At 73.3% G+C, this 19,038-nt stretch carries 20 protein-coding genes; 12 read left to right on the top strand and 8 right to left on the bottom strand.

Annotated features, from left to right (window positions below; all coding sequences use genetic code 11):
• Positions 1-47: 47 nt before the first annotated feature.
• The 3 genes from AC2TEW_RS25515 (at position 48) to AC2TEW_RS25505 (ending at position 1,550) form a co-directional block, all read left to right on the top strand.
• Positions 48-503, top strand: a complete 456-nt coding sequence (locus tag AC2TEW_RS25515; protein WP_484625677.1) for a hypothetical protein — start codon at positions 48-50, stop codon at positions 501-503.
• Positions 504-621: 118 nt separating this feature from the next.
• Positions 622-924 (top strand): hypothetical protein, encoded by a 303-nt coding sequence (locus tag AC2TEW_RS25510; protein WP_484625676.1) that lies wholly within the window; start codon positions 622-624, stop codon positions 922-924.
• 167 nt (positions 925-1,091) lie between these two features.
• Positions 1,092-1,550: a hypothetical protein gene (locus tag AC2TEW_RS25505; protein ID WP_033825470.1), complete on the top strand. Its 459-nt coding sequence runs from the start codon at positions 1,092-1,094 to the stop codon at positions 1,548-1,550.
• Between the two features lie 84 nt (positions 1,551-1,634).
• Here the strand turns inward: AC2TEW_RS25505 and msrA are convergent, their stop codons facing one another.
• The 3 genes from msrA to AC2TEW_RS25490 form a co-directional block, all read right to left on the bottom strand.
• On the bottom strand, positions 1,635-2,300 hold the full coding sequence (gene msrA / locus AC2TEW_RS25500) for a peptide-methionine (S)-S-oxide reductase MsrA (protein ID WP_484625675.1): 666 nt from the start codon (positions 2,298-2,300) through the stop codon (positions 1,635-1,637).
• Positions 2,301-2,380: 80 nt separating this feature from the next.
• Positions 2,381-3,472, bottom strand: coding sequence for a hypothetical protein (locus tag AC2TEW_RS25495; protein ID WP_484625674.1), 1,092 nt, complete (start codon positions 3,470-3,472; stop codon positions 2,381-2,383).
• A 17-nt stretch (positions 3,473-3,489) separates the two neighbouring features.
• Positions 3,490-5,118: a M48 family metallopeptidase gene (locus AC2TEW_RS25490; RefSeq protein ID WP_484625673.1), complete on the bottom strand. Its 1,629-nt coding sequence runs from the start codon at positions 5,116-5,118 to the stop codon at positions 3,490-3,492.
• Between the two features lie 154 nt (positions 5,119-5,272).
• Here AC2TEW_RS25490 and AC2TEW_RS25485 point away from each other — a divergent pair, with 154 nt between their 5' ends.
• A complete protein-coding gene (locus AC2TEW_RS25485) occupies positions 5,273-6,427 on the top strand; it encodes a cystathionine gamma-synthase (RefSeq protein WP_484625672.1) in 1,155 nt (384 codons plus the stop codon).
• 22 nt (positions 6,428-6,449) lie between these two features.
• On the opposite strand, the gene AC2TEW_RS25480 is transcribed toward AC2TEW_RS25485, so the two are convergent.
• Positions 6,450-6,923 (bottom strand): MarR family winged helix-turn-helix transcriptional regulator, encoded by a 474-nt coding sequence (locus tag AC2TEW_RS25480; protein WP_484625671.1) that lies wholly within the window; start codon positions 6,921-6,923, stop codon positions 6,450-6,452.
• 123 nt (positions 6,924-7,046) lie between these two features.
• Between AC2TEW_RS25480 and ilvA the strand changes: the two genes are divergently transcribed.
• The 3 genes from ilvA to AC2TEW_RS25465 all read left to right on the top strand — a co-directional run bounded on the left by ilvA (position 7,047) and on the right by AC2TEW_RS25465 (position 10,343).
• Positions 7,047-8,258, top strand: coding sequence for a threonine ammonia-lyase (gene ilvA, locus AC2TEW_RS25475; protein WP_484625670.1), 1,212 nt, complete (start codon positions 7,047-7,049; stop codon positions 8,256-8,258).
• A 218-nt stretch (positions 8,259-8,476) separates the two neighbouring features.
• Positions 8,477-9,484 (top strand): ATP-binding cassette domain-containing protein, encoded by a 1,008-nt coding sequence (locus AC2TEW_RS25470; RefSeq protein WP_484625669.1) that lies wholly within the window; start codon positions 8,477-8,479, stop codon positions 9,482-9,484.
• A 1-nt stretch (position 9,485) separates the two neighbouring features.
• Positions 9,486-10,343 (top strand): ABC transporter permease, encoded by an 858-nt coding sequence (locus tag AC2TEW_RS25465; RefSeq protein ID WP_484625668.1) that lies wholly within the window; start codon positions 9,486-9,488, stop codon positions 10,341-10,343.
• Positions 10,344-10,517: 174 nt separating this feature from the next.
• On the opposite strand, the gene greA is transcribed toward AC2TEW_RS25465, so the two are convergent.
• Together greA and AC2TEW_RS25455 are read right to left on the bottom strand one after the other, a co-directional pair.
• The gene (gene greA, locus AC2TEW_RS25460) at positions 10,518-11,015 is read right to left on the bottom strand and encodes a transcription elongation factor GreA (protein ID WP_484625667.1); all 498 of its coding nucleotides are present in this window, start codon (positions 11,013-11,015) and stop codon (positions 10,518-10,520) included.
• Between the two features lie 289 nt (positions 11,016-11,304).
• Positions 11,305-11,721, bottom strand: coding sequence for a DUF4307 domain-containing protein (locus tag AC2TEW_RS25455; protein WP_484625666.1), 417 nt, complete (start codon positions 11,719-11,721; stop codon positions 11,305-11,307).
• Positions 11,722-11,870: 149 nt separating this feature from the next.
• Between AC2TEW_RS25455 and mca the strand changes: the two genes are divergently transcribed.
• Positions 11,871-12,740 carry a mycothiol conjugate amidase Mca gene (gene mca / locus AC2TEW_RS25450; RefSeq protein WP_033825461.1) on the top strand — a complete coding sequence of 290 codons (870 nt, stop codon included), beginning with the start codon at positions 11,871-11,873 and terminating at the stop codon, positions 12,738-12,740.
• Between the two features lie 65 nt (positions 12,741-12,805).
• On the top strand, positions 12,806-12,997 hold the full coding sequence (locus AC2TEW_RS25445; RefSeq protein WP_051814248.1) for a hypothetical protein: 192 nt from the start codon (positions 12,806-12,808) through the stop codon (positions 12,995-12,997).
• A gap of 169 nt (positions 12,998-13,166) precedes the next feature.
• Here AC2TEW_RS25445 and AC2TEW_RS25440 read toward each other — a convergent pair whose 3' ends face one another.
• Complete coding sequence (locus AC2TEW_RS25440; RefSeq protein WP_484625665.1) at positions 13,167-13,733, bottom strand: Uma2 family endonuclease; 567 nt, start codon at positions 13,731-13,733, stop codon at positions 13,167-13,169.
• Positions 13,734-14,023: 290 nt separating this feature from the next.
• On the opposite strand from AC2TEW_RS25440, the gene AC2TEW_RS25435 reads away from it, so the two are divergent.
• From AC2TEW_RS25435 to AC2TEW_RS25425, 3 genes are all read left to right on the top strand, one after another.
• On the top strand, positions 14,024-14,206 hold the full coding sequence (locus AC2TEW_RS25435) for a hypothetical protein (RefSeq protein ID WP_484625664.1): 183 nt from the start codon (positions 14,024-14,026) through the stop codon (positions 14,204-14,206).
• 694 nt (positions 14,207-14,900) lie between these two features.
• Entirely contained in the window at positions 14,901-16,940 is a 2,040-nt protein-coding gene (locus AC2TEW_RS25430) for a thioredoxin domain-containing protein (RefSeq protein ID WP_484625663.1), read from the top strand.
• A 45-nt stretch (positions 16,941-16,985) separates the two neighbouring features.
• Complete coding sequence (locus tag AC2TEW_RS25425) at positions 16,986-17,840, top strand: GNAT family N-acetyltransferase (protein WP_484625662.1); 855 nt, start codon at positions 16,986-16,988, stop codon at positions 17,838-17,840.
• 74 nt (positions 17,841-17,914) lie between these two features.
• Here AC2TEW_RS25425 and AC2TEW_RS25420 read toward each other — a convergent pair whose 3' ends face one another.
• A complete protein-coding gene (locus AC2TEW_RS25420; RefSeq protein WP_484625661.1) occupies positions 17,915-18,847 on the bottom strand; it encodes a hypothetical protein in 933 nt (310 codons plus the stop codon).
• Positions 18,848-19,038: the final 191 nt, after the last annotated feature.

Below are 19,038 nucleotides of genomic sequence, written 5' to 3'. Positions count from 1 at the left end.
GAGGTCCGTCGGCGCACCCGCCGGCCTCATCGCAACCGGGGGAGACCATGAACGCCGTCGTCGAGGAACCGACCACCCGCACCGAGGACCGGCCCGCCGCGGGCGAGCCCGTGCTGGACCCCGCGGCGGTGGCACTGCCGGTCTGGTTCTTCGCCTTCGAGGGCGTGCTCTCGGCCGCGTTCGACCTGATCAAGGCCGTCCCGTCGGTGTGGCCCGTGCTGGTGGCGCTGTTCGCGGTCAACATCGCGGTCTCGCTGACGATGATGCGCAAGCGCCTGAAGCTGGCCAAGGCGCTCTGGCGGGGCCGCGGCACCCGCCGGATCGCCCTCGGCCTGCTGGCGCTGCGGATCGGCAGCCACGCCGTCCTCGCCGCGGCCGGGGTGGCGCTCACCGGGATGGCCGCCCACCTGGCGTTCGCGGTGGTGCTGGCCGCCGTGACGGTCACCCTGCTCGCGTACAGCCAGCGCACCGCCCTGCGGGCGCTCGCCGCACAGCGGTCCTGAGCCCGGACGGCCGCCCCGCGCTGCCCGCCGGCCCCGGCTCCCCTAGCGTCGTCGTGCGGAGCCGCGGCCGGGGGGTGCGGCCCGCTCCTGGACACCGGACGCCGGAGAGGAACCCGCCATGGCCGTCGTGATGAGCATGCACTGGCCCGAGATCACCCCCGAGCTGTACGACGAGACGCTCCGCCGGATCCGGTGGGAGCAGGAACCGCCGGACGGCGCCCACCTGCACACGGCCTGGTTCGGGGCGGACGGCTTCCACGTCGTCGACGTCTGGGAGTCGCAGGCCAAGTGCGAGGAGTTCATCGGGACCCGGATCGGACCGGTGGTCAAGGGCGAACTGGGCGTCGCCGGTGACCCGGTGGTCGAGTTCGCCCCGCTGCACCGCCGCTTCGTGGCGCCGGGCGTCACCGGCTCCGGCTGAGCACACCCGCCGGCCCGCCTCCCGGTGCGCGCCGCCCGCCCGCGGCGCGCACCGGGAGGTCTGTTGCAGCCGGTGGTGCGCGGAGAGAGGCTGGCAGGGAGTCCCGCCCCGGCCGGACCCGGGCCGGTCCGGCGGGCGCCTGCCCGCGGGAGCACCGAGGAGCGCAGATGTCCACGATCCATTTCCACCAGACGACCACCGCCACGCCCGAGCAGTTCATCGCCGGGCTGACCGACTTCGGGCCGGGTCGCGCGGAGCTCTTCGGCAACAGCTCCGACAAGTACCTGGAGGTCCACGAGCGCGGGGCCCACGAGGCCGACGTCACCGAGGGCGCGGGCGGGGTCTGGGAGCGGCTGCACTACGACTGGTCCGATCCCGAGCACGTGGTCATGACGACCACCGACTCCAACGTGTGGGGCGGCCGGTCGGGCCACACCTACAACTTCACCCGCAAGCCCGACGGCACCACCGACGTCGATGCCGTCGTGGTCCGCGAGGGCAAGAACTTCAAGGGGCACGTGCTCGGCGCCATCGTCGGGACGGTCGGCAAGCACAAGCTGGCGAAGGCGTTCGCCGACAGCGGCAAGGCGATCGAGGCCCGGCACTACGGCGTCCCCGGGGCGTGAGCAGAACGGCGGACGGCGGGTGCGGGGTGCCTGAGCGCCCCGCACCCGCCGTCCGCCGGTCCCCGGCAGGTGCCGGGGGGACGGTCAGTCCGCGGCCTTGGCCACGCCGACCGGGCAGCTGGCGCCGGTGCCGCCGAGGCCGCAGTAGCCGTCCGGGTTCTTGGCGTCCGAGAGGTACTGCTGGTGGTAGGCCTCGGCCGGGTAGAACGGGCCGGCCGGGGCGATCTCGGTGGTGATCGGGCCGAGCCGCAGCCGGGTCAGCTCCGGCTGGAAGGCATCGCGGGAGGCCTGTGCGGCGGCCTGCTGCGCGGCCGAGTGGGTGTAGACGGCGGAGCGGTACTGGGTGCCGACGTCGTTGCCCTGGCGGAAGCCCTGGGTCGGGTCGTGCGCCTCCCAGAAGGTCTTCAGCAGCGTCCCGTACGGGATCAGGGCCGGGTCGTAGACCACCCGGACCGCCTCGGTGTGCCCGGTGCGGCCGCTGCACACCTCCTCGTAGGTGGGGTTGGGGCTGTGCCCGCCCTGGTAGCCGACCAGGGTGGTCCACACGCCGGGCAGCTGCCAGAACACCCGCTCCGCCCCCCAGAAGCAGCCGAGCCCGAAGTCGGCGACCTCCAGCCCGGCCGGGTACGGGCCGATCAGCGGGTGGCCCAGGACGGTGTGCGGTTCGGTGAGGGCGAAGGCCGGCGCCGGGCGGCCGGGCAGGGCCTGGTCGGGGGTGACGAGCTCGGACTTGCGGCGGTTGAACAGCACGGCCTGCTCCTGGGCGCTGGACGAGAGTGGCCTGCTGTGCAACGCCGGGCGGCCGCCCGGGATTCCGGACGGCCGCTCGGTCAGGCCGTCGGGGCGGCCGGTCGGCGGGCCCGGACCCAGCGGGCCACGGCGAGGCGGCGGTAGCCGACGAAGGCCTCGTCCGGCTGCTCGTAGTGGATCCACGGTGCGCCGCCGATGTACCGGCCGATCAGCCGGTACTGCTCGACGGCCTCGGCCCAGCGCCGGGCCCGGGTCAGCCCGTAGGCCAGCATGTTGCGTACCTCGGCCGCCCGGGGATCGTCGGCGGGCAGCGTCCGCAGGTCGGCGAGGACCTGGTCCAGCGCCCGGCGGGCCCTGCGCGAGCGCCAGACCAGGTCGGGCTCCTTGGTCGCCTCCAGTTCGCGGTAGGCCTCCAGGCGCAGCCCGGAGAGCAGCGATCCGGCCGGCGCCGAGGCCGCTGCCCGGTCCGCGAACCCGGACATCAGCTTGTGCGATCCGTGCCACTTGGCGCACCAGTACTGCAGGGCCCGGCTGTACGCCCCGTAGTGATGGGGATCGCGGGCGACGACCTCCTGCCACACCTCGTCGAAGCGTGCGTGCGACCAGCTCAGTCCCATGGCGACCGGCAGCATGCCTGACCACGGTGTGGGGTCGTCGGGGGCCAGTTCGGCGGCCGTGCGGTAGGCGGTCTCGGCCTCCCGCAGGAGGCGGTGGAAGGTTACGAACTGTTCGCGGCCGACGTCCTCGGCGTACGCCCCGGTACGTACCGACCAGGCGACGGCGACCAGGGTGGCGGCGTGCACGAGCGCGGCGTCCGGGGACCCGGGTTCCGCGGCGCGCCAGGCCCGCAGCCAGGCGTCGTCGGTCCGGGCGTGGTCGACGAGCGCGGCGAGCCGCCGGGCACGCTGCGGCCAGTCGCGGCCGGCCCCGGCGAGGTGGGCGGCGAACGGCCGCCAGTCACCGGCGTCCGCGGCGGCGGCGGCCTCGGTGGTGCCGGGGGCCGGCGGGCGCGGGTGGGCGGTGTCCAGGTCGGCCCGGTCCGGCAGCCCGAGCTCCCGGTGAACGGCCAGGACGTCCAGGCGGGCACGTTCCGTGCGCCGGGCGCGCAGCCGGTCGTGGAGTGGGATGCCGAGAACGACGGCGAGCGGGACCAGGAGGAGCAGAGCTGCCACAGGGAGACCTCGGGGAGTCAGGCGGCGGTCGGCGGCAGGCCGGCTGCGGTGAGCAGGGCGCGCAGCGGCGCGGTGTCGGGGTGGTCGGCCACCGCGGCGTCCAGCGCCGCGTCGAATCCCTCGGCCATGCCGTCCGGCAGGGCCAGCACGGCCGTCTCGGACCAGGACAGCTCCCAGTGCGCCAGGCCGGCCTCGGCCAGCGCCAGCACGGCCAGGCGGGCGATGCCGGAGCGCAGCGCCGGGCGCAGGGCGTCGGGGTCGGCGCGCTCGCCGCCGGGCAGCCGGGCGGCGATCTCCCGGCCGCGGCCGGCGTCGACGGCGTCCAGCAGGGCGTCGACGGTGCCGTGCAGGCCGGAGCCGGTCAGGGCGCGCAGGATCGGCTGGCCGGCCTCGCGGGCGTGTGCGAGGTGGCCGCGGTCCACCAGCTCGGGCCAGTCGACCCGGCGCTTGGCGGCGGCCGCCGGGGCCAGCGTGACGGCCTCCAGGGCGGCCAGGGTCCGCTCGGGGTCGCGCAGCAGCGCCAGCGCGCCGGCGCCGTCCTCGGCGGACTCGAGGCCGTCGTCCGGCAGCGCCTCGATCGCGGCGACCCGCTGGGCGATCGGCGGGTGCGAGTCGTACGGGTCGGCGTGCTCCTCGGGCAGGTCGAGCCCGAGCGCGGCGAGCTCGGCGCGGCGGCCGGGGTCCGCCAGCAGCCGGGCCAGGCCGCCGTAGACCTGGCCGGGCACCGGCAGCAGGCCGGCGTCCCAGCCGATGGTGGCGTACGAGCGGAGGTAGAAGTCCTGCGCGGCGCCCAGGGTGCGGATCTTGCGCAGGGCGGACGCGGTGGCCTGCCGGCCGGCGATCCGGGCGGCGGCCAGGTCGGCGGCGTACTCCTGGCGGCGGCTGACCGACTCCGAGACCCGGAAGAACAGCTTGGCGTACCAGGTGAAGATCCGGGCCAGCACCCGCTGGACGCCGCCGCTGCCCTCGCTCTCGTCGCGCGGCTTCTTCCCGCGGGCCAGCCGGTCCTCGGCCTTGGCCCGGATCTCGGCGGCCTCCTCGGCCTGGTGGCGGTCGGCGCGCTCGTGCAGGGTGCCGATGGTGTGCAGGATCGCGGTGCGGCCGGCCACGGTGACGCCGGCCAGCCGGACGTCCTGGTTGCCGAAGTGGCCGAACTCGTGCGCCAGCACGGCGTCCAGCTCCGCCTCGGAGAGGCCGATCAGCAGTGGGACGCCGATCTCCAGGTGCCTCGGGCCGGGGACCAGGCCGAGCAGCCGGGTGTCCTCCCGGACGCCGGCGTTGACGTCGGGGGTGAGCCGGATCCGGGCCGGGCCGCGGACGCCGGTCAGTTCGGCCAGCCGGTCGACCCTGGCCCACAGCTCGGGCTGCTCCTCGCGGGTGACCGCCAGTCCGGGGCCCTCGGCGGCCTCGGGCCGGCGGGTCAGGAAGACCACCCGCAGCACCGGGTAGACCACCAGCGCGGAGAGCGCCCAGATCTTCAGCAGGCCCGGCCGCAGATGGTCCGATTCGAAGTAGAGCGCGATGTCGAGAGCGAGCAGTCCGGCCACGATCGCGGCGGCGAACAGGTAGAAGCCGATCAGCAGCGCCACGGCCTGGACGGCCCTGGTCGAGGCGCGCAGAGCGGCGGGTTGCCGGGTCGCGGCCACGCGCGTCCACCCCCGTGAAGACGATGACCAGCTTTTCTGATCATGTGTGCAGAGGGGGGAGATCGTAGCGGTACGGCCGGGCCCCGCGGCAGCGGGTTTTCGCCGGGTTCCGGGTCGGCCGACCGGTCCGGCGTTCGCGCACTAGGCTCGTCGTATGACCGAGCACCAGCTTCCCCAGGGCTTCGAGACCCTCGCCATCCATGCGGGTCAGGAAGCGGACCCCCAGACCGGGGCCGTCGTCACGCCGATCTACCAGGTCTCCACCTACAAGCAGGACGGGGTGGGCGGCCTGCGCGGCGGGTACGAGTACAGCCGCAGCGCCAACCCGACCAGGACCGCGCTCGAGGAGTGCCTCGCCGCCCTGGAGGGCGGCAGCCGCGGCCTCGCCTTCGCCTCGGGCCTGGCCGCCGAGGACACCCTGCTGCGCACCGTCCTCAAGCCGGGCGACCACATCGTCATCCCGAACGACGCCTACGGCGGCACCTTCCGGCTGTTCGCCAAGGTGCTGACCCGCTGGGGCGTGGAGTTCTCCGTCGCCGACATGCAGAACCTGGCCGACGTCCGCGCCCAGCTGCGCCCGGCCACCCGCGCGGTGTGGGTGGAGACCCCGTCCAACCCGCTGCTGGGCATCGCCGACCTGGCGGGCCTCGCCGAGATCGCGCACGGCGCGGGCGCCATCCTGGTGGTCGACAACACCTTCGCCAGCCCGTACCTGCAGCAGCCGATCGCGCTCGGCGCCGACGTCGTGGTGCACTCCACCACCAAGTACATGGGCGGCCACTCGGACGTGGTCGGCGGCGCGCTGGTGGCGGCCGAGGCGGGCCTCGGCGAGGAGCTGGCGTACCACCAGAACGCGATGGGTGCGGTCTCCGGCCCGTTCGACGCCTGGTTGGTGATGCGCGGCATCAAGACCCTGGGCGTGCGGATGGACCGGCACAGCTCCAACGCCGAGAAGGTCGTCGAGCTGCTGAGCGGCCACGCCAAGGTGACCCAGGTGCTCTACCCGGGCCTGCCCGAGCACCCCGGCCACGACATCGCGGCCAAGCAGATGAAGGCGTTCGGCGGCATGGTGTCGTTCCGGGTGGCCGGCGGCGAGCAGGCGGCGGTCGAGGTCTGCAACCGCGCCCGGCTGTTCACCCTGGGCGAGTCGCTCGGCGGCGTCGAGTCGCTGATCGAGCACCCGGGCCGGATGACCCACGCCTCGGTGGCCGGTTCGGCCCTGGAGGTGCCCGCCGACCTGGTGCGCGTCTCGGTCGGCATCGAGTCGATCGACGACCTGCTGGCCGACCTCCAGCAGGCGCTCGGCTGATCCCCGCCGCGCCGACGGCCGGTCACTCCGGCCGCCCGGCCCAGTACGACTCCAGCGAGTCGTTGAACCGGGCCAGCAGGGTGCAGAAGGTCCGCTGCTCCTCGGCGGGCCAGCCGGCCGTCAGCGCGCGCATCAACTCCTCGCGGTCGGCCCGCACCTCGGCCAGCCGGCGCCCGCCGAGCGGGGTCAGCGCGAGGTGCACCGAGCGCCGGTCGGCCGGGTACGGCACCCGGCCCACCAGCGCCGCCCGGACCAGCGGCGCAGCCTGCCGGGTCACGGTCGAGGAGTCGATGCCCAGCGCCTCGGCCAGTGACTTGACGTTGGCCGGGCCGTGCCGCTGCAGGTGGTCCAGCAGCAGGTAGCCGGCCCGGTCCAGGGCGCCGACCGCGCCGAGCCGGGCCTGCTCCATCCGGCGGGCGAACACCGCGATCTGGTACTGGAGTTGGGAGTGCAACGGGTCGTCGGTTCCGATGGCCTGGGGCGAGGTGGTCGTCATCGCGGCTCACGATCGGGGTGCGGTGAGGGTGGCTCGTGGAGCAGCAGCGTACGCGCGCCGGGCGGGCCCGGGAACAGCGCCGACGTCCCGGCTTCCGGCGGGCGCCGCCCGTACCCTGACCGCATGCACAGTTGGCCGATCACCATCGACGATGTCCGCGGCGCCCAGAAGATGCTGGCCGGGATCGCCCGCGTCACCCCGATGGAGACCAGCCGGCACCTCGCCGCGCTGGTCGGCGCGCCGGTCCACCTGAAGTGCGAGAACCTGCAGCGCACCGGCTCCTTCAAGCTGCGCGGCGCGTACGTGCGGATCGCCGGGCTCTCCCCGGTGCAGCAGGCCGACGGGGTGGTCGCGGCCAGCGCCGGCAACCACGCCCAGGGCGTGGCGCTGGCCGCCGCGCTGCTGGGGGTGCGCGCCACCGTCTTCATGCCGCTCGCCGCCCCGCTGCCCAAGGTCGCCGCGACCCGGGGCTACGGTGCGGAGGTCCGGCTGCACGGCGCCACCGTCGACGAGGCGCTGCAGGCCGCGCAGCGGTACGCGGACTCGACCGGCGCGGTCTTCATCCACCCCTTCGACCACTGGGACGTGGTGACCGGCCAGGCGACCGTGGGCCTGGAGATCCTGGAGCAGTGCCCCGAGGTGCGCACCATCCTGGTCGGGGTGGGCGGCGGCGGGCTGCTGGCCGGGATCGCGCTGGCGGTGAAGCCGCTGCGGCCGGACGTCCGGGTGATCGGGGTGCAGGCCGCCGCGGCCGCCGCGTACCCGCCCTCGCTGGCGGCGGGGCGGCCGATCACGCTGGAACGGTTCGCCACCATGGCCGACGGCATCCAGGTGGGCCGCCCGGGCGACATCCCGTTCGAGGTGGTCAACACGCTGGCCGACGGCGTGCGCACGGTCTCCGAGGAGGCGCTGTCGCGGGCCCTGCTGCTCGGCCTGGAGCGGCTCAAGCTGGTCGTCGAGCCGGCCGGGGTCAGCCCGGTCGCGGCGCTGCTGGAGCAGCCGGACGCGTTCGAGGGCCCGGTGGTGGCGGTGCTGTCCGGCGGCAACATCGACCCGCAGCTGATGCAGCGGGTGCTGCGGCACGGCCTGGTGGCGGCCGGCCGCTACCTCTCGCTGCGGGTCCGGCTGACCGACCGCCCCGGCTCGCTGGCGGAGCTGCTGGGCGTGCTGACCCGGGCGGACGCCAACGTGCTGGACGTGGCGCACGTGCGGATCGACCCGCGGCTCGGCCTCGCGGAGGTCGAGGTCGACCTGCACCTGGAGACCAAGGGGCCGGAGCACTGCGCGGCCGTCGTCGGCGACCTGCGGGACGCCGGGTACGTGGTCACGCAGTAGACGGCCGACGGGCGGCCGTTGTCAGTGGCGGCTGCGATGGTGGGGACCGCGGTCCCGGTGTCCGGCGCCCGATGGAAACACCTTGACGCGATATATCGCGAACTGCCAAGCTCGCGATGTATCGCGAGCTTGGCGGGCAGCCTGCTCGGGTACGGCTATCCACAGCCAGTGGACAAACAAGTCAAATCAGTCATTTCACAACGGGAATGAGGCGGCTCATGGCGCCAGCCATCCAAGCCGAGAACCTGGTGAAGACCTTCGGTGACGTCCGCGCGCTCGACGGCGTCAGCCTCGACGTGCCCGAAGGCACCGTCCTCGGACTGCTCGGCCCGAACGGCGCCGGCAAGACCACCACCGTCCGGGTGCTGACCACCCTGCTGCGCCCCGACTCGGGCCACGCCACGGTGGCCGGGGTGGACGTGCTCAAGCACCCCAACAAGGTCCGCAGCCTGATCGGCCTGTCCGGCCAGTACGCCGCGGTCGACGAGTACCTGACCGGCCGTGAGAACCTCCAGATGGTCGGCGAGCTCTACCAGATGACCCCGCGCGACGCCAAGGCGCGCGCCCTGGAACTGCTCGAGTGGTTCAACCTCACCGAGGCCATGGACCGCACCGCCAAGACCTACTCCGGCGGCATGCGGCGCCGGCTCGACCTGGCGGCCGCCCTGGTCGTCCGCCCGCCCGTGATGTTCCTGGACGAGCCCACCACCGGCCTCGACCCGCGCAACCGGCTGGCACTGTGGGAGGTCATCGAGACCCTGGTCGAGCAGGGCACCACCCTGCTGCTCACCACCCAGTACCTGGAGGAGGCCGACCGCCTCGCCCACGACATCGCGGTGGTCGACCACGGCAAGGTGATCGCCCGCGGCACCGCCGACGAGCTCAAGGCGCAGATCGGCGGCGAGCGGGTCGAGGTGGTCGTCCACGAGCGCGGCGACGTCACCGAGGCGCTGGCCGCCCTCGCCCCGTACGCCAAGGGCGACCCGGCGGTGGAGAAGAACACCCGGAAGATCACCGTCCCGGTCAGCGGCGGCGCCAAGGTGCTCGCCGACGTCATCCGCGAGCTGGACTCCCGGTCCATCGAGATCGACGACATCGGCCTGCGCCGCCCCACCCTGGACGACGTCTTCCTCTCGCTGACCGGGCACGCCACCGAGGCCGAGGACACCGACGAGGAGCAGCAGCCGCCCGCCAAGGGCCGCAAGGGCCACGGAAAGGACGCCTGAGATGACCACCGCCACCTCGCACGCCATCGGCGGCGCCGTCCCCCGCCAGCGCAGCGGCCCGGCCGCCATGGCCCACGACTCCTGGGTGGTCGCCAAGCGCAACCTGCGCCGGATGACCCGGATCCCCGAGATCGTGGTCTTCGGCCTGATGCAGCCCGTGATGTTCGTGCTGCTGTTCTCGTACGTGATGGGCGGGGCGATCCGGATCCCCGGCGCCGAGTCCAGCTCCTCGACGTACACCCAGTTCCTGATGGCCGGCATCTTCGCGCAGACCGTCACCTTCGCGGTGGCCGGCGCCTCGGCCGGCATCGCGGAGGACATGACCAAGGGACTGGTCGACCGGTTCCGCTCGCTGCCGATGACCCGCTCCGCGGTGCTGGTCGGACGCACCCTCGCGGACCTGGTGCAGACCGCCTTCACCCTGCTGGTGCTCGCCATGGTGGCGCTGCTGGTCGGCTGGCGGATCCACGAGGGCTTCCCGAAGGCGCTCGCCGCGTTCGGGCTGCTGCTCCTGCTGGGCTACGCGTTCTCGTGGATCGGCGCGCTGATCGGTCTGTCGGTGCGCAGCCCGGAGGCCGCCACCTCGGCCGGCCTGATCTGGCTGTTCCCGCTGACCTTCATCTCCAACGCGTTCGTGCCGGTCTCCTCGATGCCGAGCTGGCTGCAGCCGATCGCCTACTGGAACCCGTTCAGCGCCACCGTCCAGGCCTGCCGCGAGCTGTTCGGCAACCAGGTCGGCCCGACCCCGGACTCCTGGCCGATGGAGCACGCGGTGGTGGTCTCGGTGGTGTGGTCGATCGTGATCATGGCGTTCTTCTCGTGGCTGTCGGTGCGCAAGTACCGCTCTGCGGTCGGGTAGGCAGGGTCGCTCCGCGGTCGGGTAGGGATAGGCGGGGGCCGCTCCGGCCTCTCCGTCGCAGGCCCGCCCGCAGCGGGAACGCCGGAGCGGCCGTGACGTACGCACGCGTCACGGCCGCTCCGGCGTTGCTGCCCGGGCCCCGCCGCCCGGGTGGGGTGCTCGGGTCAGCTCGGGTCAGCCGTTGTAGGGCTTGGCCTGGAGGATCTTCACGGTGGCCTGCTTGCCGTTGGGCAGCTCGTAGCTGGCCTCGGCGCCGACGGCCTTGCCGTTGATGCCGCGGCCGAGCGGCGACTGCGGCGAGTACACGTCGAGCGAGTCGTCGGTGACCTCGCGGGAGGCCAGCAGGAACTCCATGGTGTCGTCCGGGTCGCCGTCGAAGGCGACCGTCACCAGCATGCCGGGGGCGACCACACCGGAGTCCGCCGGGGCCTCGCCGACCTTCGCACGCTCCAGGAGCTGGGTCAGCTGGCGGATCCGGGCCTCGGTCTTGCCCTGCTCCTCCTTGGCGGCGTGGTAGCCGGCGTTCTCCTTGAGGTCACCCTCCTCGCGAGCCGCCTCGATCTTCTGGGCGATCTCGACGCGCCACGGGCCGGTCAGGTACTCCAGCTCGGTCCTGAGCTGGTCGTAGTGGGCCTGAGTGAGCCAGGTCACGTCATCGCTGGTCTGGGTCACAGGTGCTCCTCGTCGGTGCTGGGGCGGTGCTGAGGGTTTTACGTCAGCAGTCGGTCATGGCGGTGATATCGGGCTTACTACAAAGCAACGCCCGCATCCGAGCCGACGGCCGGGAAGGGGCGAAACCACGAGCCTAACAATTTCCGCGTTCGGGTGGGAGAGTGATCGACGGAGCGTTAACGCGCGGTTGCGCCGGGATGGACCCGGCCCTTCGGTACCGGTTCCCGCTCCAGGTGTCGAATATGCGCCCGATCGGGTGAGCTGCCGTCGGCGCGCCGCCGGGCCGCGCTCACTTCGCGGGCGTGCAGCCCAGCACCTCGGCGGTGGTCCCGCGGGCGGAGGTGCGCAGGGTGACCACCGCGCTGTAGCGGCTGCCGGCCGCCGGCACCGGGAAGTCGGACAGTCCGACCACCGAGCCGTCCGCGCCCTGCGAACGGACCGTGCACGCCCCGGCGGTCCCGTCGCTCTTGCTCACCGACAGCTGGAGCTGCAGCTCGCCGTCCGAGACCGCCTCGAAGGTCGGCACGGTCGCGTTCATGGTGGTCTCGCGCAGCAGGTACGAGCCGCCCAGCCAGCCGAACAGGCCCAGGAACAGCACGCCGCAGACCACCGCCGCGATCCGCAGCCTGCGGTCCGCCTCCTGGTCGGTGCGGCGGCTGTAGCGGCCCTCGGGCACGCCCGGGGTGGTCCTGGTGCTGGAGGCCATGGCTGGCTCGGTCCTTTCGCTGAGAGGCCCTAGGTCGGCAGCGGGAATCGACGGGCCCTCCAGTCCGTCACTATAGGAGGGGCACGTCCGCGCCGACGGCGGCGGGGGAGCCGCCCCACGAACCGGACATACCTGGAAGGAACCAGGCGTTGACTGAGCAGTTGCGACTGATGGCGGTACACGCGCACCCGGACGACGAGTCCAGCAAGGGCGCGGCGACCATGGCCATGTACGTGTCCCAGGGGGTGGACGTCCTGGTCGCCACCTGCACCGGGGGGGAACGCGGTTCCATCCTCAACCCGAAGCTCCAGGGCGACGCCTGGGTGGAGGCCAACATCCACGAGGTGCGCCGCAAGGAGATGGACGCGGCCCGCGAGATCCTCGGCGTCGAGCAGGCGTGGCTCGGCTACGTCGACTCGGGCCTGCCCGAGGGCGACCCGCTGCCGCCGCTGCCGGAGGGCTGCTTCGCCCTCCAGGACGTGGACGAGGCCGCGGGCGCGCTGGTGAAGCTGATCCGCGAGTTCCGCCCGCACGTGATCACCACGTACGACGAGAACGGCGGCTACCCGCACCCCGACCACATCATGACCCACAAGATCAGCATGGTGGCCTTCGACGCCGCCGGTGACCCGGAGGCGTACCCGGAGGCGGGCGCCCCCTGGCAGCCGCTGAAGCTGTACTACAACCACGGCTTCCCGATGGGCCGGATCCGCGCCCTGCACGCGTACCTCACCGAGCACGGCATCGACTCCCCGTACGGCGAGTGGATCGCGGGCTGGGAGAAGAGCGGCCGCGCCGAGCGGGAGATCACCACCCGGGTCAAGTGCGACGACTGGTTCGAGGTCCGGGACAAGGCGCTGATCGCGCACGCCACCCAGATCGACCCGGACGGGCCGTGGTTCCGTGTCCCGATCGACGTCCAGCGCGAGGTCTGGCCGACCGAGGACTACGAACTGGCCAAGTCGCACCTGGACACCGACCTGCCCGAGGACGACCTCTTCGCCGGCCTGCGCAAGTAGCCCGCCCGCACGACACGCACCACCCCGGTGACCCGGCCCGTGTAGGGCCGGGTCACCATGGAGAGATGAGCACCCCCGTGACCCTCACCCACCTCGCCGCGCCGCTCGCCCTCGACGAGACCAAGGTGACCCCCGGCCTGCTGGGCTTCGTCGTCTTCGCCGCCCTCGGGGTGGCCACCTGGTTCCTGCTGAAGTCGATGAACACCCGCTTCAAGAAGATCGACTTCGTCGAGGAGCCCGAGACCCCCAAGGAGTGAGGGTTCCCTCCTCGCGCCCGGCTGATGGTGACCCCGACCCGGGGCGTTTCCATCGAGCGCCGGGCTCGGTGCGTACGGTGACCGGCTGCGCGGCGACACCGGGCGGCCGGGTCGAAGACCGGCCGGCCGCCTCGCCCGGGGTCTGGCCCTGCGCATGGCCCGGGGCGGGTCAGACCGTGGTGAGGTCGATCTCGACCGCGAACGGTGCGGCCGTCCGGATCACGCCGGTGAACATGTCCGCGTCGCGGTAGGACCGGCTCGCAGGGTCGAGGACGTAGGTGTAGACCAGCGGTACACCGTTGGCGGCCTGCTCGATCCGCCAGTAGAAGGCGATTCCGGCCTGGGCGTACTGATCCACCTTCACGATGCGGTCGGTGGTCTCCGAACCCGGTGACACGACCTCGACGACCAGGAGGACGTGCTCCGGCCGGGTGGGGGCGACGTCGATGGTCTCGGCCCGGTAGACCACGACATCGGGCCGCCGGTTGGTGAGGGGTACGTCCTGCAACCGGACATCGAAGTCCGTGTCGGCGTTCCAGTCCGGACCGGCGGCTGCATCCAGGGCGTTCGCCAGGATCCGGGCCAGGCGGTTGTGCCGCTTGGACGCACTCGGGCTCACGACGACCATCCCGTCCACGATCTCGACACCCGCGCACTGCTCCGCGGACCAGGAGTCGTACTCGTCCGCGGTGATCTGCTGGTGCATCCACTCGGGAGCGACCATCTCGGCGGTCATCGGCGTACCTCCCCGGGGGCTCGACGGGCTCGGTGCTGGTGGGCCCAGCGTACTGTTCTGCGGCTCCGGCCCGGTGCTCTTCGGATCAGGACCTCTCCGCGCCCGGCGCTGATGGTCCTCCATGCGGGTAGCTGTGCGCGCACGAGACCTCGCCGTTTCTCCAGCAGCACGCCGACAATCCCGTCGACCGGTGGGAGTGGGGCCCCGCGGCGCAGGCTGACGCGATCACCAAGGCCATCGACTCCGACACCCTCGATCCGCTCCGGGGGTTCCTCCTGCGATGGGCCGCCGTGGTCGAGATCGAACGGCATCCGGAGGCGGCCTCCAAGATCCGCCGAGCCGATTACCTCATGCAGGTGGCGGATGATCCTGATGACTCCCGGCGTCATGCCCTCACCGCCGCCGAGATCGTCCGAGCCGCCTACCGGGTGCTGGGGGCACATGACGTGATCCGGGGAGTACCTCCCCAGTGAGGACCACGTGATCGGCGGAGCACCGCCGGCCTTCGTCGCCGGAGTCGAGAAGAAGGCTGACGAGTTGATCCGAGCTGCGGAAGCCCGCTACCTCGACGGGACCTCGTTTCGGGGCTGGAACCCCAAGAGCAGAACCGCCGATGTCCCCGGCGGCACGAGCAGATCTACATCGTCCAGGTCACTTACTTCGAGGCTTGCAGCGAGAAGCTCAAGGAGCCACTGCCCGTCGCCCGGCGGAGAACATTGTTGCCGCCGTGGTCCAGCGAGGGTCACCAGTTCAGGGACGACCTTGTGCCCGTGGGGAAGTCAGAAGCGGTGTCCACGGCCACCGAGGCAGTGTTCAGCGTTCTGCGTCCGACTCCGCCGCCGCGTTTGTCCGGGATCCCAACCGTGGTGGACACGTTGGCTTGGCGCTCTCGCAGGCCGGTCAGCGGAGCTGACGAGGCTTGGGACGCTGCAACAATCGATGCCGCGGTGCCGACGATCGCCGAGGAAGTCACTCCGAGATTCATGCAGCATTTCCAGGCTCCGGGAGATAGTCGGCTGTTCTGATGCGGAGTCTGAGCTCGCTTCTCGGCGACGTGGTTGTCGCCACGGCCGACGATGCCGGAAGGGCGCAGTCCGGCGCGGTCGGCCCCGGCGTGTTTGGAGGGACAGTCTTCGCAGGTTGGGAGGCTGCTGGGATAATGCCCCCATGGTGAACCGGTTGGCGCACGCGACCTCTCCGTACCTCCAGCAGCACGCCGACAACCCCGTCGACTGGTGGGAGTGGGGCCCCGAGGCGTTCGCGGAGGCGGAGCGGCGGGGGGTGCCGGTGCTGCTGAGCGTCGGGTACGCGGCGTGCCACTGGTGCCACGTGATGGCCCACGAGTCCTTCGAGGACGAGGCGTTGGCCGCGTACGCCAACGAGCACTACGTCGCCGTCAAGGTCGACCGCGAGGAGCGGCCGGACGTCGACGCCGTGTACATGGAGGCGGTGCAGGCCGCCACCGGGCAGGGTGGCTGGCCGATGACGGTGTTCCTCACGCCCGACAAGGAGCCGTTCTACTTCGGCACCTACTTCCCGCCCGAGCCCCGGCACGGCATGCCCGCCTTCCGGCAGGTGCTGGAGGGTGTCACCGCCGCCTGGCGGGACCGCCGCGAGGAGGTCGGCGAGGTGGCCGGCCGGATCCGGGCCGAACTGGCCGAACGGGCCTCGGTCTACACCGCCGCCGCCCCCCACCCGCCCGCCGACGCGGACCTGCACCAGGCCCTGGTCGCGCTCAGCCGCTCCTTCGACGACAAGCGCGGCGGCTTCGGCGGCGCCCCCAAGTTCCCGCCGTCCATGGCGATCGAGTTCCTGCTCCGCCACCACGCCCGGACCGGCTCCGAAGCGGCCCTGGAGATGGCCGCCCGCACCTGCGAGGCGATGGCCCGCGGCGGCATCAACGACCAGCTCGGCGGCGGCTTCGCCCGCTACTCGGTCGACGCCGGCTGGGTCGTGCCGCACTTCGAGAAGATGCTGTACGACAACGCCCTGCTGCTGCGCACCTACCTCCACCTGTGGCGCACCACCGGCGACGAGCAGGCCCGCCGCACCGCCCTCGCCACCGCCGACTTCCTGCTGCGCGAACTGCGCACCCCCGAAGGCGCCTTCGCCTCCGCACTGGACGCCGACTCGCTCGACCCGGCCACCGGGAAGTCCGCCGAGGGCGCCTACTACGCCTGGACCCCCGAGCAGCTGACCGCCGCCCTCGGCGCCGAGGACGCCGCACTCGCCGTCGGGCTCTTCGAGGTCACCGGCACCTTCGAACACGGCAGTTCGGTGCTCCAACTGCTCCGCGACCCCGAGGACCCCGAGGCGTACGAGCGGATCCGCGCCCGGCTGCTGGCCGCCCGCGCCGAGCGCCCCGCCCCCGCCCGGGACGACAAGGTGGTCGCCGCCTGGAACGGCCTGGCCATCGCCGCCCTCGCCGAGACCGGCGCCCTGCTGGCCCGCCCCGACCTGGTCGAGGCCGCCGAACGCGCCGCCGACCTGCTGCTCGCCGTCCACCTCACCCCCGACGGCCGGCTGCTGCGCACCTCCCGCGACGGGCGCCCCGGCGCCAACGCGGCCGTGCTCGAGGACTACGCCGACACCGCCGAGGGCTTCCTCGCGCTGTACGCCGTCACCGGTGAGAGTTCCTGGCTCGACCTGGCCGGCGGCCTGCTCGACACCGTCCTCGCCCACTTCGTCGACCCGGCCTCGGGCGCGCTCTACGACACCGCCGACGACGCCGAACAGCTGATCCGCCGCCCCCAGGACCCGACCGACAACGCCACCCCCTCGGGCTGGACGGCCGCCGCCGGCGCCCTGCTGACCTACGCCGCGTACACCGGCTCCGCCCGCCACCGCACCGCCGCCGAACGGGCGCTCGGCATCGTCGGCGCGCTCGCGGCCAAGGCGCCGCGGTTCATCGGCTGGGGCCTCGCCGTCGCCGAGGCGCTGCTGGACGGACCGCGCGAGGTCGCCGTGGTCGGCCCGGCCGGGGACCCCGGCACGGCCGCGCTGCACCGTACCGCCCTGCTCGGCACCGCCCCCGGCGCGGTGGTCGCCGTCGGCGCGCCGGGCAGCACCGAGGTTCCGCTGCTGGCCGACCGACCGCTGCTCGGCGGACGGCCCGCCGCGTACGTGTGCCGCCACTTCACCTGCGACGCGCCCACCGCCGACGCCGCCGACCTGGCCGAGCGGATCGGGGCGCGCCCGGCGGACTGAGGCAATCCGGGTGCGCACGATCCCGGCCTCGGCCAGGATGGCGGGATGACCTGGACCGTGAGTTCCTCGCCGACCGAATTCCACAGCAGGGCGGGCGAGTTCCTCGCCGCGCACCGGGCCGGGAACACCGTGCTGCTCACGCTGGCCCACCGCCTCGGACGGGACGGCCTGCACGCCTTCGGCCCGCAGCCGCCCCGCTTCGGGTGGTGGCGGGCCGAGGGCGGGGAGAGCGTCGGTGCGGCCTTCCTGTGGACGCCGCCCTTCCCGCTGCGCCTCGGCCGGATGCCGGTGCCGGCCGCCCGGGAGCTGGCGACGGCCCTGCACGGGCGGGGTGAACGGCTCTCCGGGGTGGGCGGGGAGAAGGCGGCGGTGGCCGCGTTCGCCGAGGTCTGGCAGCGGCTGACCGGGGCGGCGGCCGAGCTCGAGGTCGAGGAACGGCTCTACCGGCTGGTGGAGTTGACGCCGCCGGTGCCGGCGCCGGAGGGGCTGGCCAGGCCGGCCCGGGCCGACGAGCACGGCCTGCTGACCCGGTGGAGCGAGGCGTTCTTCACGGAGGTCGCGGTCCCGGCGGTGCCCGACATCCCGGGGGTGATCGCCGGCCGGATCGCCGACGGCACCCTGCAGGTCTGGGAGGAAGGCGGCCGGCCGGTCTCGATGGCCGGGGTCAGCCCGGTGCTCGCCGGGATGTCGCGGATCGGACCCGTGTACACGCCGCCCGAGCTGCGGGGGCGCGGCTACGCGGGCGGGGTGGTGGCGGCGGGGTGCGCCCGGGCGGTGGCCGCGGGTGCGGCGGAGGTGCTGCTGTACACCGACCTGGCCAACCCGACCAGCAACTCCCTGTACCAGCGGCTCGGCTTCCGGGCGGTCGAGGACTGCGTCGTCCTGAACTTCGGCCAGTGACATTCGGCCAGCGATAACGGGCCCGGGGGCTCGTGCGGGGCCGGCGTCCTGCCGCGGCGCGGGACCGCGGAGGCTCAGTCCCAGTCCCAGCGGATGCCGAGGATGCACGGGGGGAGCGCGGTGGCGACCAGGTGGACGCAGTGGTGGCCGTCGAGGGTGAGGTCCTCGGTCTCGTAGGGGCGCCCGCCCGGGGCGCGGCTGGTGAACCGGTGGCAGCGGACGGGTAGGGCCGCGGGGTGGAAGGCGACCTGGAGGACGTACTGTCCGGCGCCGGCGTTGAAGCCGCGGACGTACTCGCTGCTGGGCTCGGGCCCGGGGACGTCCTCGAAGCCGTAGCCGAGCAGGTGGGTGTCGCCGGTGCGCAGACGGCGGTCGAGGAGGAGTTCGGCGACCAGCAGGCCGGCCGCCGGGTCGCGGCGGACCCGGCCCGGCCGGCAGTTCTCCTCCGCGCGGAGGGTGACGCGGGTGATGTCGCAGCCGGGGTCGCCCTGGTAGATCGCCAGGTAGCGGTCGATGCCGTCGTGGTGGGCCCGCAGGACGTGCTGGGAGCTGCGGCGGAGCTGGCGGCGGTCGGCGCCGATGGTGATCCGTTCGATGTGGGTGACGGTGTGCAGGCCGGTGCCGGGCGGACCGGCGATGGTGGCGAGCAGTCCGTCGACGGCCTCGGCGGGGCGGATCAGGTCGCGGTACGGCCGGGTGGCGGGTCCGGCGGCCGCGGTCCCGGCGCTCCGGCGGGGGCCGAGCAGCCGGGTGAGCGAGTGCGCGGGGAGGTCGAGGACCTCCTCCAACTGCTGGACGGCGCGCAGTGATTCGGCCCGCTCGGGCCGGCGGCGGCCCTGCTGCCAGTAGCTGAGGGTGGTGACGCCGACCCGGACGCCGCGGCGGGCGAGGTGCTGCTGCACCCGGTGCAGGGCGAGGCCACGGGTGGCGATGGCGGTGCGCAGCGCGACATGGAACGGGCCGGTGCGCAGGGCGGCGGCGAGTTCGGGCCGGACGGTGTGCTGCATGCGGCTGCCTCCGTTCCTGGGGGTGAATATTCACACCTGGCACCGGAGTTGTCACCAGGCCGGGGGATCGCCGCAGGCGGGGGCGGTCGCGTTCACACCCGGTGGGGTCCGTTCACACCGGGGCCCTCTTGCGTTCCGCGGCCGTTGACCCTGGTCGGGCGGCGGCCCGATGCTCCTCGCAGCGCGTCCGG

The organism is Kitasatospora sp. NEAU-CNBT7 (genome assembly GCF_057220535.1).
The sequence above is the reverse complement of the archived record's forward strand: the minus strand, read 5'-3'. Positions and strand labels throughout refer to the sequence as shown.

Excerpts from the sequence above, each read along its gene's own strand:
- AC2TEW_RS25515 (WP_484625677.1), top strand. The coding sequence starts at position 48 with ATGAACGCCGTCGTCGAGGAACCGACCACCCGCACCGAGGACCGGCCC.
- AC2TEW_RS25510 (WP_484625676.1), top strand. The coding sequence starts at position 622 with ATGGCCGTCGTGATGAGCATGCACTGGCCCGAGATCACCCCCGAGCTG.
- AC2TEW_RS25505 (WP_033825470.1), top strand. The coding sequence starts at position 1,092 with ATGTCCACGATCCATTTCCACCAGACGACCACCGCCACGCCCGAGCAG.
- AC2TEW_RS25485 (WP_484625672.1), top strand. The coding sequence starts at position 5,273 with ATGACCGAGCACCAGCTTCCCCAGGGCTTCGAGACCCTCGCCATCCAT.
- AC2TEW_RS25480 (WP_484625671.1), bottom strand. The coding sequence starts at position 6,923 with ATGACGACCACCTCGCCCCAGGCCATCGGAACCGACGACCCGTTGCAC.
- ilvA (WP_484625670.1), top strand. The coding sequence starts at position 7,047 with ATGCACAGTTGGCCGATCACCATCGACGATGTCCGCGGCGCCCAGAAG.
- AC2TEW_RS25470 (WP_484625669.1), top strand. The coding sequence starts at position 8,477 with ATGGCGCCAGCCATCCAAGCCGAGAACCTGGTGAAGACCTTCGGTGAC.
- AC2TEW_RS25465 (WP_484625668.1), top strand. The coding sequence starts at position 9,486 with ATGACCACCGCCACCTCGCACGCCATCGGCGGCGCCGTCCCCCGCCAG.
- AC2TEW_RS25455 (WP_484625666.1), bottom strand. The coding sequence starts at position 11,721 with ATGGCCTCCAGCACCAGGACCACCCCGGGCGTGCCCGAGGGCCGCTAC.
- AC2TEW_RS25445 (WP_051814248.1), top strand. The coding sequence starts at position 12,806 with ATGAGCACCCCCGTGACCCTCACCCACCTCGCCGCGCCGCTCGCCCTC.
- AC2TEW_RS25440 (WP_484625665.1), bottom strand. The coding sequence starts at position 13,733 with ATGACCGCCGAGATGGTCGCTCCCGAGTGGATGCACCAGCAGATCACC.
- AC2TEW_RS25430 (WP_484625663.1), top strand. The coding sequence starts at position 14,901 with ATGGTGAACCGGTTGGCGCACGCGACCTCTCCGTACCTCCAGCAGCAC.
- AC2TEW_RS25425 (WP_484625662.1), top strand. The coding sequence starts at position 16,986 with ATGACCTGGACCGTGAGTTCCTCGCCGACCGAATTCCACAGCAGGGCG.
- AC2TEW_RS25420 (WP_484625661.1), bottom strand. The coding sequence starts at position 18,847 with ATGCAGCACACCGTCCGGCCCGAACTCGCCGCCGCCCTGCGCACCGGC.